Origin of the sequence: Vibrio thalassae (genome assembly GCF_900089835.1) — a bacterium.
GTDB lineage: Bacteria > Pseudomonadota > Gammaproteobacteria > Enterobacterales > Vibrionaceae > Vibrio > Vibrio thalassae.
In genome coordinates, this window is record NZ_OANU01000003.1 from 169,728 (window position 1) to 182,861 (window position 13,134).

11 protein-coding genes and 1 other annotated feature are annotated in these 13,134 nt (G+C 43.6%); of the genes, 6 read left to right on the top strand and 5 right to left on the bottom strand.

The features are described 5' to 3' along the window. Together sltY and trpR are read left to right on the top strand one after the other, a co-directional pair. Positions 1–1,944, top strand: a complete 1,944-nt coding sequence (sltY, locus tag VTH8203_RS02970) for a murein transglycosylase (RefSeq protein WP_096992302.1) — start codon at positions 1–3, stop codon at positions 1,942–1,944. A 71-nt stretch (positions 1,945–2,015) separates the two neighbouring features. After that, on the top strand, positions 2,016–2,303 hold the full coding sequence (trpR, locus tag VTH8203_RS02975) for a trp operon repressor (protein ID WP_096992303.1): 288 nt from the start codon (positions 2,016–2,018) through the stop codon (positions 2,301–2,303). Positions 2,304–2,346: 43 nt separating this feature from the next. Here trpR and yjjX read toward each other — a convergent pair whose 3' ends face one another. Further along, positions 2,347–2,862, bottom strand: a complete 516-nt coding sequence (gene yjjX, locus VTH8203_RS02980; protein WP_096992304.1) for an inosine/xanthosine triphosphatase — start codon at positions 2,860–2,862, stop codon at positions 2,347–2,349. Between the two features lie 196 nt (positions 2,863–3,058). On the opposite strand from yjjX, the gene VTH8203_RS02985 reads away from it, so the two are divergent. Then, the gene (locus tag VTH8203_RS02985) at positions 3,059–3,712 is read left to right on the top strand and encodes a YiaD family glycine zipper/OmpA-like lipoprotein (RefSeq protein WP_167385782.1); all 654 of its coding nucleotides are present in this window, start codon (positions 3,059–3,061) and stop codon (positions 3,710–3,712) included. A gap of 62 nt (positions 3,713–3,774) precedes the next feature. Here the strand turns inward: VTH8203_RS02985 and pheA are convergent, their stop codons facing one another. The 4 genes from pheA to bamD all read right to left on the bottom strand — a co-directional run bounded on the left by pheA (position 3,775) and on the right by bamD (position 8,132). Next, the gene (gene pheA / locus VTH8203_RS02990; protein ID WP_096992306.1) at positions 3,775–4,956 is read right to left on the bottom strand and encodes a prephenate dehydratase; all 1,182 of its coding nucleotides are present in this window, start codon (positions 4,954–4,956) and stop codon (positions 3,775–3,777) included. A 12-nt stretch (positions 4,957–4,968) separates the two neighbouring features. After that, positions 4,969–5,088 (bottom strand) — a sequence feature (Phe leader region). A gap of 123 nt (positions 5,089–5,211) precedes the next feature. Continuing rightward, positions 5,212–5,538: a ribosome hibernation-promoting factor, HPF/YfiA family gene (hpf, locus tag VTH8203_RS02995; RefSeq protein ID WP_096992307.1), complete on the bottom strand. Its 327-nt coding sequence runs from the start codon at positions 5,536–5,538 to the stop codon at positions 5,212–5,214. 286 nt (positions 5,539–5,824) lie between these two features. Beyond that, complete coding sequence (locus VTH8203_RS03000) at positions 5,825–7,246, bottom strand: MltF family protein (protein WP_096992308.1); 1,422 nt, start codon at positions 7,244–7,246, stop codon at positions 5,825–5,827. Between the two features lie 160 nt (positions 7,247–7,406). Then, on the bottom strand, positions 7,407–8,132 hold the full coding sequence (bamD, locus tag VTH8203_RS03005) for an outer membrane protein assembly factor BamD (protein ID WP_096992309.1): 726 nt from the start codon (positions 8,130–8,132) through the stop codon (positions 7,407–7,409). Between the two features lie 130 nt (positions 8,133–8,262). Here bamD and rluD point away from each other — a divergent pair, with 130 nt between their 5' ends. The 3 genes from rluD to clpB all read left to right on the top strand — a co-directional run bounded on the left by rluD (position 8,263) and on the right by clpB (position 12,625). Continuing rightward, complete coding sequence (rluD, locus tag VTH8203_RS03010) at positions 8,263–9,237, top strand: 23S rRNA pseudouridine(1911/1915/1917) synthase RluD (protein ID WP_096992310.1); 975 nt, start codon at positions 8,263–8,265, stop codon at positions 9,235–9,237. Next, positions 9,237–9,965: a peptidoglycan editing factor PgeF gene (gene pgeF, locus VTH8203_RS03015; RefSeq protein WP_096992311.1), complete on the top strand. Its 729-nt coding sequence runs from the start codon at positions 9,237–9,239 to the stop codon at positions 9,963–9,965. Before rluD ends, pgeF begins: the two co-directional genes overlap by 1 nt. Positions 9,966–10,051: 86 nt before the next feature. Next, positions 10,052–12,625, top strand: a complete 2,574-nt coding sequence (gene clpB / locus VTH8203_RS03020; RefSeq protein ID WP_096992312.1) for an ATP-dependent chaperone ClpB — start codon at positions 10,052–10,054, stop codon at positions 12,623–12,625. Positions 12,626–13,134 lie beyond the last annotated feature (509 nt).

Consider the following 13,134-nt stretch of genomic DNA (forward strand, 5'->3'; position numbering starts at 1 on the left):
ATGCTTTTATACGTGCGGTATAAGCAACGACTGCTTGCAGTTACTTCGGTCATTGTAGCCTCTTTGGCATGGCCTACATTGGCAGCAGAATCAAAATTAGAACAACAGCGCTTAGATTATGATAAGGCTCAGAAGCTGATAGATAACAAAGATATTAGTGGTTATCAAAAGCTTCGCCCTAAAATTGCAGGCTATTCGCTCACGCCTTATATCGACTATCGAGTATTTTCTTTACAGCTAAGCGACAAATCGCCCGATGACGTTGAGACGTTTATAGAACAACATAAGAGCTTCCCTTTTTCTTCTCGTATTCGAGCACCGTACTTGGACCAGCTGGCTCGCCAAAACAAATGGCAAGACATTTTGACGTTTCAAACCTCTTATCCAAATGGTGAACGATATCAATGCCACTATCACTATGCTCAGTGGAAAACTGGCAATAAGCGAGACGCGTTTAAAGGCGCGGAAACCTTATGGTTGAGTGGGAATAGTGTCGACAGTGCTTGCGATGGTTTATTCTCGGCGTGGGATAAGTCGGGTGCGTTGACTGATGAACTGATCGTCGAGCGAATGATTTTAGCGTTTGAGAAACGCAATGGTTCACTGATTAACTATTTGAATAAAAAATTGTCATCTTCGACAGGTAAGCAACAAGGCAATCAAATCAAAACGCTGTTTAAGTCGCCGAATAAAGTGGTGTCTTTCGCTGACAGTAATTTCCCACAACCGTATAAAAATCAGCTTATTGAACTATCGCTGCAAAAACTAGCACGCAGTGATAAAGATAAGGCAAGAACGGTTTTAGCAACATTAGCGAGAAACGCTTCCTTAGACGATACGTTACAGCCGTCAATGCAAGATTATGTCGCCATGCGCTATATGACAACGGATTCTGACTCCGACGCTAAATGGCGTGATTCAGTGCTTCGCCAATCAAATAATGCTGGTTATTTAGAGCGTAGAGCACGTCTCGCTGTGCAAGAAGCCGACTGGGAAGGCCTAAATGGCTGGGTTGGTAAAATGTCGCCTGAGAAACAAGAAACCAGCCGCTGGCAATATTGGTTGGCACGCTCTGAGCTGGCGACAGGCAATCAAGAACAAGGAATAAAACGCCTAGAAGGGATCGTCGGTCAACGTAACTTTTACAGCGCAGCTGCTGCAACCTACCTGGAACATTCCATTGTCTATCCGGTTTCTACTACGGTTCTAAATCCGAACATCGTCGCGCCATATCAGCGCAGTTTAGATCGAATTGAGGAGTTGATTGAGCGAGACAAGATTGCCGTTGCTAAATCAGAGTGGCGTTTCTTATTGTCGAACGTAGGTGCCGATGAAAAGCAGATGTTAGCGGCTTATGCTGGTAAAAAACGCTGGCATCACTTTACTGTGGTAGCAACCATTTCTGCCAAAATGTGGGACAACATGTCATTACGGTTCCCGATGGCACACCGTTGGTGGTTTGACTTTTACAGTGACAAGCTCGATCTAGATAGTGTATTACTCATGTCTTTAGCACGACAAGAGAGTGCGATGGATGTTGAAGCTCGTTCGCCTGTTGGTGCTCGTGGCGTGATGCAGATTATGCCAGCGACGGCGAAGTACACGGCGAAAAAGCACCAGATTCGTTATAGCAGCACCAACGATTTGTATCAGGTGGGTAAAAACATTGAAATAGGTTCTCACTACCTTAATGAATTACTCGGTAATTATGACGGCAACCGCATTTATGCGTTAGCGGCCTACAATGCAGGGCCCAATCGCGTTAAACGTTGGCGGGCAGCCTCGGATGGAAAGTTAGACGCCATAGCGTTTATCGAAGCCATACCATTTAGAGAAACTCGCGGTTATGTTCAAAATATTCTTATGTTCCAAGTTTACTATCGAGACTTACTCGGTGCTGAGGGAAGTTTCCTCACGGAATCGGAAAGCAATCAGCGTTACTAATTGAGAGAGACTATCAATTCACGTCGCCTTGGGGGTAGAATGAGAACTGAATGTTTCTGATGGAATATTAAATGGAACCATACTATCAAGATTGGCAGCAAGTCTTAGACCTTATTCAGCGTTCACAAAGCAGTGAACAACAAGCGATGCTGATGACGATGTTGCTGACACCCGATGAACGCGAAGCGGTGACGGCACGTGTCAACATTCTCTGTGAGTTATTAAAAGGAGACATGTCGCAGCGTCAAATTAGTCAGATGCTTGGCGTAGGTGTGGCGACGATTACTCGAGGATCTGCTGAGGTAAAGCGTTTGGCAGATAAAGATAAGAATGCGCTAAGTGATCTTTTACTCAAATAAGCGAAACCATTAGGTTTCGCTTACCTTATTAGATAACTTTTATTTAGAAGTGTTCAGGATTGGTAAATGGGATCAATGCCAATATCAATGCTTGGTGGTACACCGAACTGCGAGTTAGCTGATGCTGAGTTAACAAACCAATAGCGCCACCTTTTTGTTTGATATTATCGGTACCAAAGGTTTGATCCATTACATCACCAAGTTCAACCGTCGGTGATAACTGTTTGATGACTGCTGGTGGAAGCATAAGACTAGCACTTCTTGACTCACCCACCTGCGCACCCTTTTCAATAATCATCCATGCAAACGTAGAATACCCCTCAAAACCGGCTTCAATTCCAACATAGAAATCGCCATCCACGATGACGTTTTTAGCATTATGAACGCGTGTTTTAGCGCCTCGGTGAGTTTCGTCGTTGCTCATTGGTTGATCTGCCACACCGCTAGGGACATTGACGCCTTCAAAAGTAAAGGATTGGTGAGGAAAAGCGGATTCAAAAGCGCTCTTGACGGCATTGATCTTTGCTGGATTTAGCGACGCAATAACCACTTTGTTCATGATGAATTATCCATATCTATACGTTTGGGCTCAATTCTAACGTAAATCTACCTTAAATTTGTCATTTAATGGTGATGAGTTTTCTATCATTCTAGCGAGCGCTAAATGCCTCAATTAGGAATAATTACATTTTATATGGTATGGTATACTGTACTTTTTCAGGGTATGATACGCATAAGAGATACTAGAAATGAAATTGAAAAAAGTAGTGGTTGCCTTAGGGCTTATTTCTCTTGTTGGTTGCCAAGCAACGCAGCGACAAAATGCGACAACGGGGCAATACGAAACGAATTCTGCAACTAAAGGCGCGGTTATTGGCGCTATTGCGGGAACGGCTGTAGGGATTGCGTCAGGCGGTGACAGCCGTGGGATTCTTATTGGTGCAGCAAGTGGTGCAGCGCTTGGGGGCGGAGTCGGATACTATTTCGATCAACAAGAAAAGGCGTTAAGACAGGAGTTATTGAACTCAGGTGTCCAAGTGCAACGGGTAGGCGATAATCAACTGCTATTGCGCTTAGAAAATGGTATTGGTTTTGACAGCAATTCTCACGCACTCAACAGTAACATTCATAATACGCTCAAGGGCGTTGCGCGTATTTTAGTGGAATATCCTGATACCAGTTTGGTGATTGACGGTTATACAGATAGCACTGGCAGTGCTCAGTACAATCAAGAACTATCAGAAAAAAGAGCTGAGCAAGTCCGTTCGTTCTTGATTAGTCAGAATGTCGCGCCAGGACGTGCTGTTGCTCGTGGTAATGGCGAGCGTTTTCCTATTTGCAGCAATGCTACTCCTGAAGGGCGTCAGTGTAATCGTCGTGTAGAGATCAAAATATTACCGCTTAAGTAATCACATTGATTTATCAATGAGATAAAAGTAGCCCCAGCTTATTTATCTGGGGCTATTGTGTGTTACTCACCTAAATCAGGCATCACTGGTTTGACATTATCAATGGGATAACAACCAAGAACCTTAAGATATTTGGTTATCTTAATCAGCTCCCGAATCGCGTGTTGCATTGATTCAGAATCTTTGTGCGCCTCGACGTCCACATAAAACATCTCTTCCCAAGGGTTCCCCATAATAGGGCGTGACTCGAGTTTGGTCATATTGATGCCATAGCGCTGCAGTACCAATAAGGTTTCGACTAAAGAACCCGCTTGTTGAGAGGTCGCCATAATAAAAGTCGTTTTGGCCGGAATTTGTGCCGATACTTCGACAGGCTTTCTAGCAACAACAATAAACCGAGTATGATTTTCGGTTTGATTAGCGATATCACTTTGAATCGATTGCAACCCATACAATTTACCACTTGCTGCATGTCCAATGGCAGCGACATCATCTCGGTTCAGCTGCTGTACTTTCTGCATCGCGTCCGCGGTACTTGCACAAGATTTTAGTTGAACCCCTGATAGTCTTCCCAAAAACTCACTACATTGCTGATGAGGTTGAGGGTGAGAATACAGCGTTTTAATGTTTTCTAAACGAATCTCTTTCGTCGCAACTAAGCAATGTTCAATCGGTTGAGTAATTTCACCAACAATATGTAACGTTGTGTGCTGTAGTAAATCGAAGACTTCATTGATTGAGCCCGAGCTGGTGTTTTCAATAGGTAAGACTCCAAAATCGGCATGACCAGACTCAACCGTTTTGGTGACTTCTTTAAATTGATCGCAATTCAGTTCAATTAGCTCTGTGTTCTTACGTGAAAAATAATCTCTGCTAGCGAGATGTGAGTAAGACCCTTTTGCGCCTAGAAAGGCGACTCTAGCAACCGGCTTTCTGCTTTGTTGAGGGTTGGCAAGATTCTGGAGATAGACCTGTTGCAGTAAGACGGAATCTTCAATGATAGTGTGGAAAATTTTGGTGATGTAAGACGCATCCAGTTCGTATTTGTCTTTACCGTTAGTGATCAGCTTAACCAGTAACTGTTGTTCACGAGCGGCGTCTCGAACCGGTTTTGAAGTTTCGACTTTGCTTTTTGCTACTTCAATACTGAGTTTGCGACGTTCAGAAAGAAGCTTCAACAGGTTGTCGTCTAGTTCATTCAGACGTAAGCGAATTTCTTCAAGTGAGTAGTTTGTGTCTATCATCAAATAATCCTTATAAAAAAACCTCCCATTGGGAGGCTTTCCGTTCGTTTTTGACTTTTCTTTCGAAAACGAAGAAGCCTCCAAGCCTAGTGGAGAAAAAAGAAGTCAAAAAAGAACAGATTAGTCGGGTACATAGTATATGTAGTCGTAAGTTTTTATTGGGCTAAGCCACACAATAAGCAAGGGAGTGGGGAGCGTCAAGCAAAAAAATAGCGCCTTACGGCGCTATTCTACAATCGTTCTATTTATGAGCCTTTATTCGGTTTCTTCTGCCAACTCAGGCTTATCGGTGCGTCTCGCTTCTGGCTTATGTCTGAGTTTGTTCAGCTGACGTTCTAACTTCTGTTCTACCTCGTTAACGGCAGCGTATAAATCTTCATGAGTAGCGGAAGCGACAAGTTTGCCTTTGGGTACCGTAATGGACGCTTCGAATTTCATTTGTTTGTTTGGCTCTTCGCTGAAAGCAGTTTGGCAACTAATGATGTCGACTTGCCATTTTTCTAATTTCTTAAACTTGCTTTCGATATGCTCACGGATTGCAGAGGTGATCTCAATGTTTTTACCAGTGATGTTTACTCTCATATGTTTTTTCCTCTGTTGCATCCCTCATGGGTTAACTCCAGATTACTTATCCATAGAGAAAAGAATGTGATCTAGATCACTAAATTGAGAGGGTTTTTCGCATCCAAATTTAAATGTGATCTAACGCAAAACTTTTTACTGTTAACACACAAAAAGACTTTCTTTTCCGTCAAAAGTCATTAAGTTGGAAAGAGTAGCGCACTGAAAATCCTCCATTTTTGGCGCACTATTACGACCTAAGAAATCTCCTGCTTAAAATTCACCCTATATAGAAATGTGATATTGGTCACTCTGTGGCGGTTTCCTTTTTTGAACCTAAAACTCTATAAAATTCAATGTCACTATTGAGTGCTTGCTGCTCTTGTCTAATCTGTTGAAGTGATTCAAGTTGCTTGTAAATAACATAATAACGATTGATGTTTGCGACATAAGTGACTGGTTCTGAACTGATATTTCTCCGCGCCATAAGCTCAACATTACCAAACCATTTGTTAGGGTTGTATCCGTGCTTTGTCGCTAATCGGCGCATTTTAGCAATGTTTCCTGGACCGGCATTGTACGCCGCAAGTGATAAATAGACCTTGTCATCGTCGCTAATGTCATCGTCGCTAAAATACCGATCTTGAATAAAGCGCATGTACTTCACACCAGCATGAACATTGTTGTCTATTTCATTGATATTCTTGATGTTGACGTTTCGATCCCTTGCGGTGCTCGGCAGTACTTGCATAATGCCTACCGCCCCTTTAGGAGAGACCTTATTTTGGTTAAGCTTAGATTCCTGAAAGGCCTGAGCCGCGATCATAAGAAAATCGAAATCGTACTTGTCACCATACTTTTTGAACAGTGAGATAAGTTTGTCTAGCTGCTGGACATTTTTAGGATCAAGTGCTTTTGAAAACCAAGATGTATTTTCTAAGTATTTATTATAAATAACATTTCCTAATAATGTTCCTTGCTTAGCTGTTTTTATATAGCCGTTCACCAGCTTCGCTAGCTGTGGAGAATTCTTGCGCATAGCCCAAGCAATTTGACCATTGTTACTAAGCGGAATGGAATCATGGATATTTAGGTCACCGAATGTCTTTTTCCAAAAGAAGGCTTTGTGGCTGTCTAGTACCGTCGCGTCGATATATCCTTGTTTGACCATTTCAACCAACTCGTAGTCTTGTAAGGTTTCTTCTAGATACTGCACGTAGACGGGCGCTTTGCCTTGACTTGTAAGCTTTTGATTTAAAGCCTGAAGGTTCTCGAAGTAACTAGAACTGCCACGAACCCAAATTTCTTTGCCACTTAAGTCCTCAATGCTATCTAAAGCAGGAAAATCATCATTCGTTACGATGAGCTCACTGATATCTGAAAGAATCGGTGTGCTAAACTGGACGACTTTTTCTCTTTTCGGCGTAATGGTAAGGTTGGCAACGACCAGGTCACCATACCCATTGACCAGAGCTGGAATAAGATCGTCCCGAGGAACGGGAATCACTTGCAGCCTCACCTTCGGATACCTTTTTTTCAGGCTTTTTTCGAAGTGGTAAAGTTGCTCTGCCCCAATACCTTTAGGCTGGCCTTTTTCGATGTAGTAAAAACCGAGATCAGCTGAGACTAAAACACGAATAATGTGCTTTTCAGTCAAAGTCTCTAGATTGCCAGTGTACGGCTCGTTGCTTAGAGGCGTTAACTCTAAAGCTCTTACTGGAAGCGTCATAATCCCTATGACAAAACATATTAAAATCGCCTTCACAACTATCCCTTTTTGCTACTGCGCTATAGATAAATATATAAATAAAAAAGGGATTTTTCCAATTAATGGATATAAAAAAAGCGCTGCAGTGGCAGCGCTTTGAAAGGCAAGTTTGTCCATAACCCTAAAGTGGGTTTAGCTCCATCAATTTCTCGGTACGCTCGACTTGTTCCTGCATTCCTAGTTCTTCAAAGGCTTTCTTTTGCAAAACGAGTGACTGACGAGCAGCTTCGGTGTCAGGGTACGTTTTTTGAATTTCTTGAGCTCGGTTAATCGCGGCAATCCAAGCCTCGCGACGAACATAGAAATCAGCCGTAGCAAGATCGTAGTTCGCCAGTCGGTTTTTCAACGCCACCATTCGTTTTTGTGCATCTTCTGCGTAAGCGCTGTTAGGGTAACGTTTTAATAAACGATCGAAGTCAGCAAAAGCCGCTTTTACCGGCTCCGGGTCACGATCAGAACGATCGACTCTGAGAAGATCGTGCATGAAGTTTCGGTCTTGTGCCATATGCGTCAATCCACGCATATACAATACCCAGTCAGAACGCTCATGCGTTGGATTTAATCGAGAAAAACGCTCAATAGTCGCTAAGCCTAGCGCTAAATCATCGTTTTTGTAATAAGCGTAAATCAAATCAAGTTGCACTTGTTCTGTATAAGCACCAAATGGGTAACGTGAATCCAGCGCTTCAAGACGCTCAATGGCTGATGTCCAGTTACCACCTTGTAACGATTCTTGAGCTTCAGCATAAAGCTGAGAAGGCGGAACATCTGGGACGGTGACTTCTTTGTCAGCACAACCAAACAACAAAGCTAGAGAAAGCAAGCCTGTTAGTTTAAGTAGTTTCATACGAGAACGAGTTTCCTTGACGTAAATATTTTTCCGTGTCCATTACTTTTCTTGTCAGTAACAGATACAATGATGGGCTATATTATCCACACTCGTGGTATTAGTCCCAAGGTTTTTTAAAAAGTTCGATATGGCTCAGCAGATTGAATTAACAAATACAGTAAAAGACAGCCAGCTAGGTCAGCGTTTAGACCAAGCTGTGGCTGAATTGTTCGCAGATTTTTCTCGTTCACGCCTGAAAGAGTGGCTTTTGGACGGGAAAATTACCGTTAACGGCGAGGTAATCACAAAACCACGTACCAAAGTAATGGGCGGTGAAGTTATTACCGTGCAAGCTGAACTAGAAGATGAGGAGCGTTTCGAAGCTCAAGACATCCCTCTAAATATCGTTTATGAGGATGATGACATTATTGTAATCAATAAGCCAAGAGATTTCGTTGTTCATCCTGGAGCAGGGACACCAGATGGCACGGTTCTTAATGCATTGTTACATCATTTTCCAGCGACTGCAGAAGTACCTCGTGCAGGTATTGTTCACCGTCTTGATAAAGATACGACAGGCTTGATGGTTGTCGCTAAGACCGTACCCGCTCAAACTCGTTTAGTGCGTGCTTTGCAAAAACGCAACATCACACGTGAATATGAGGCTATTGCGATTGGTAAAATGACCGCTGGCGGTATGGTCGATAAACCGATTGGCCGTCACTCGACGAAACGTACACTGATGGCAGTGAACGAACTCGGTAAACCAGCAGTAACACATTATCGTGTCGCTGAGCATTTCCGTGAGCATACGCGTATTCGTCTACGTCTAGAAACGGGCCGAACGCACCAAATCCGTGTTCATATGTCCTATCTGCAACACCCATTGTTAGGCGATAGCGCTTATGGCGGCCGCGCTCGCATTCCACGCGGAGCGAGTGAGGAATTGACCCAAATGATTCGTAGCTTCGATCGTCAAGCTCTACATGCGGTCATGCTTAAGTTTGCACATCCTGTTACTGGAAAAGAGATGACGTTCCATGCGCCTATTCCAGATGACATGGTTGTGATGACCGAAGCGCTGCGTGAAGACGCCAAGTTGAATAAAGAAGAAGACTATTAATGTCACTTCTGACACCAAACTGGGTCACACCTAATAATGTTGAGGCGGTAAGTTCAACACGTGAAAATGGCGTCTCTAAGGCGCCATTTTCCAGCTTTAATTTGGGGATGCATGTTGGTGATGAACCTTCCGATGTCTTGGCAAACCGTCAGGTGTTGCAAATCAGTGCGGATATGCCGTCGTCACCTGTTTGGTTGAATCAAACGCATTCGACTAACATCGCTATCGTCCAAGCCGCAACGGAACAAGTTCTGGACGCGGACGCGAGTTTCACACGAACGCCAGGTGTGGTGTTAAGTGCTATGACGGCAGATTGCTTGCCAATTCTAATATGTGCCAAGGATGGAAGCGCTGTGGCGGCTGTGCATGCAGGCTGGCGTGGTTTAGCTGACGGAATTGTCGAAAAGGCTGCGAATTTGTTTGATAGCGAGGCGCAAGCTTGGATCGGTCCCGCAATTGGCTTTGACGCTTTTGAAGTGGGTCTGGATGTTAAGCATGCATTTTGTCAGACGAACCCAGAATATAGCGTTGCGTTTAAAGCAGGCGCGAACCCAGATAAGTGGCTTGCTGATTTAGCACATATTGCACAGATGAAGTTGCAAGCGTCAGGCATTAGGGATGTCACGCTAAGTAGTCTATGTACATTTAGCGATGAAAAGCGTTTCTTTTCTTATCGACGTGATGGACAGACGGGGCGTATGGCAAGCTTTATCTGGATCAATCATTGATTTTGTTTTCTTTATCTTGAAATCCGTTGGTCTAGCAACCATCTTAATTGCATAACAAGTGGTATGTAATTTAATAGGGGGTTGCTATGCGCCTAGATCGATTTACTAGCAAATTCCAAATTGCTATTTCTGATGCTCAATCACTGGCATTGGGCCGAGATCATCAATACATTGAACCTGTCCACCTCATGGTTGCGCTGCTCAACCAAGAGGGCGGTTCTATTCGTCCATTGTTAACCATGCTAAATGTTGACGTGGTTCAATTGCGTTCTAAGTTGTCTGAGTTAATGGACAAACTGCCAAAAGTCACAGGTGTTGGTGGCGATGTTCAGTTGTCGAGTGCCATGGGGCAGTTATTTAATCTCTGCGACAAAATTGCCCAAAAACGTCAAGATACCTACATTTCTTCCGAGATCTTTTTGCTTGCGGCAATTGAAGATAAAGGCCCCTTAGGTGCACTTTTGAAACAGCAAGGGCTAACTGAGACTAAAGTTAATCAAGCAATCGAACAAATCCGCGGTGGTCAGAAAGTGGATGACCCTAATGCAGAAGAAAAACGCGAGGCTTTAGAAAAGTTTACCATCGATCTCACTGAGCGAGCGGAACAAGGAAAGCTGGATCCAGTTATTGGTCGTGACGATGAAATTCGCCGTACTATACAAGTGCTTCAACGTCGTACCAAAAATAACCCCGTCATAATCGGTGAGCCCGGTGTAGGTAAAACGGCAATCGTAGAGGGGCTTGCTCAACGCATCATCAATAATGAAGTCCCTGAAGGATTGCGTGGGCGTCGAGTGCTTTCTTTAGATATGGGCTCACTGGTAGCGGGTGCGAAATATCGCGGTGAGTTTGAAGAACGCTTGAAATCGGTCTTAAACGAGCTAGCTAAAGAAGAAGGTAATATCATTCTGTTCATCGATGAGCTGCACACGATGGTTGGTGCAGGTAAAGGCGAAGGCTCGATGGATGCAGGTAATATGTTGAAACCTGCATTGGCACGAGGTGAGCTACATTGTGTTGGTGCGACGACGTTGGATGAATATCGTCAATATATTGAAAAAGATGCAGCGTTAGAACGACGTTTCCAAAAAGTACTGGTTGATGAACCGAGTGTCGAAGACACCGTTGCGATATTACGTGGCTTGAAAGAGCGTTATGAGCTTCATCACCATGTAGAAATTACCGATCCTGCCATTGTTGCGGCGGCAAGTTTATCGCATCGATATATTACGGATAGGCAACTACCGGATAAGGCTATCGATCTTATTGACGAAGCCGCATCGAGCATTCGACTCCAGATAGATTCAAAGCCGGAATCTTTGGACAAGTTGGAACGTAAAATCATTCAACTAAAAATTGAGCAGCAAGCTCTTAAAAATGAGTCAGATAATGCCAGTGAGAAGCGTCTGCTTGCTCTGAATGAAGAGTTAGAGACCAAAGAGCGTGATTACGCAGAATTGGAAGAAGTCTGGAATGCTGAAAAAGCAGCGTTATCGGGGACTCAACATATAAAGTCTGAGCTTGAACAGGCAAGACTTGATATGGATGTAGCAAGACGTGCCGGTGATTTGAACCGAATGTCTGAACTGCAATACGGTCGTATTCCAGAGCTAGAGAAACAACTCGATTTGGCGACTCAAGCTGAGATGCAAGAAATGAGCTTGCTTCGAAACAAAGTGACAGATGCTGAAATCGCAGAAGTGCTGTCAAAGCAAACAGGGATTCCTGTATCTAAAATGCTTGAGGCAGAAAAAGACAAGCTTTTGAAAATGGAAGATGTACTGCACAAACGTGTCATCGGCCAAGCGGAAGCGGTCGAAGTCGTCTCTGATGCTATTCGCCGTAGTCGAGCCGGCCTTGCAGATCCTAACCGTCCAATAGGTTCTTTCTTATTCCTTGGTCCAACTGGCGTGGGTAAAACCGAACTGTGTAAAACGCTCGCAAGCTTTATGTTTGATAGCGAAGATGCCATGGTGCGTATCGACATGTCAGAGTTTATGGAGAAACACTCAGTTGCTCGATTAGTTGGTGCACCTCCGGGGTATGTAGGTTATGAGGAAGGGGGTTACCTAACGGAAGCCGTTAGACGTAAACCCTACTCGGTCATTTTGCTCGATGAAGTAGAGAAGGCACATCCTGACGTGTTCAATATTCTACTGCAAGTGCTCGACGATGGTCGTTTAACCGATGGACAAGGTAGAACCGTCGATTTTAGAAATACGGTTGTTATTATGACATCTAATCTTGGCTCATCACGGATCCAAGAGAATTTTCAGGTGCTGGATTATGATGGTATCAAGCGAGAAGTCATGGATGTGGTGACCTCCCACTTTAAGCCTGAGTTCTTAAATCGTATCGATGAAAGTGTCGTGTTCCATCCGTTGGGTGAGGAGCACATCAAGTCGATTGCTGGTATTCAATTGCAACGCTTGGGCAAGCGTATGGAAGACAGTGGTTATCATTTGGTAGTGGCTGATGCTGCGTTAGATTACATCGCCAAAGTAGGTTATGACCCAGTATATGGAGCTAGGCCGCTTAAAAGAGCGATTCAACAAACTATCGAAAACCCACTTGCGAAAGAAATCCTTGCAGGCAAAGTCGACCCAACTAAGCCTGTTCGCTTAATAGTGAGCAACGACAAAATTGCGGTAGGGCAATAAATAGTAAAGATAATTGAGAGATAAAAGGGGGCCTCGCCCCCTTTTTTGTGCCTTTTTTCAGCGCTTTGTTTCTTTTGTGTTCGAACAGCATAAAAAAACGATTTTATTGAAAATTAATGCTTGCCAACAATCGGTTCGTCTCTATAATGCCACCTCACTGACACGGGGTGAGGCAACTAAAAGCCCTAGCGCGTTAGTCGGTCAGATTGCTTGTAAAAAGCAAAGCAAAATTAGTTAGAAAAGTGGTTGACACGATAACTGAAATAGCTAAAATGACCGTCCGTTTTGAGCAAAGCTCGAAACAAGCTCTTTAACAATATAAACCTATCAATCTGTGTGGGCACTCGTTGATGATAATCAAATTAGATATTTCTCTTAATAAAGAGCGGTATCAAATTAGGTTTCAATGAAACGAAGTGACCATTGAATCGAAAGATTCAGCACAGTCAATTCAAACATTACTTTATGTAATGTTCAGTATTCATTGAGCCGAACAAAATCTTAAATTG

Bases quoted from the DNA above. Each gene is read 5' to 3' on its own strand.
- sltY (WP_096992302.1), top strand. From the start codon at position 1: ATGCTTTTATACGTGCGGTATAAGCAACGACTGCTTGCAGTTACTTCG.
- trpR (WP_096992303.1), top strand. From the start codon at position 2,016: ATGGAACCATACTATCAAGATTGGCAGCAAGTCTTAGACCTTATTCAG.
- yjjX (WP_096992304.1), bottom strand. From the start codon at position 2,862: ATGAACAAAGTGGTTATTGCGTCGCTAAATCCAGCAAAGATCAATGCC.
- pheA (WP_096992306.1), bottom strand. From the start codon at position 4,956: ATGATAGACACAAACTACTCACTTGAAGAAATTCGCTTACGTCTGAAT.
- hpf (WP_096992307.1), bottom strand. From the start codon at position 5,538: ATGAGAGTAAACATCACTGGTAAAAACATTGAGATCACCTCTGCAATC.
- VTH8203_RS03000 (WP_096992308.1), bottom strand. From the start codon at position 7,246: ATGACGCTTCCAGTAAGAGCTTTAGAGTTAACGCCTCTAAGCAACGAG.
- bamD (WP_096992309.1), bottom strand. From the start codon at position 8,132: ATGAAACTACTTAAACTAACAGGCTTGCTTTCTCTAGCTTTGTTGTTT.
- rluD (WP_096992310.1), top strand. From the start codon at position 8,263: ATGGCTCAGCAGATTGAATTAACAAATACAGTAAAAGACAGCCAGCTA.
- pgeF (WP_096992311.1), top strand. From the start codon at position 9,237: ATGTCACTTCTGACACCAAACTGGGTCACACCTAATAATGTTGAGGCG.
- clpB (WP_096992312.1), top strand. From the start codon at position 10,052: ATGCGCCTAGATCGATTTACTAGCAAATTCCAAATTGCTATTTCTGAT.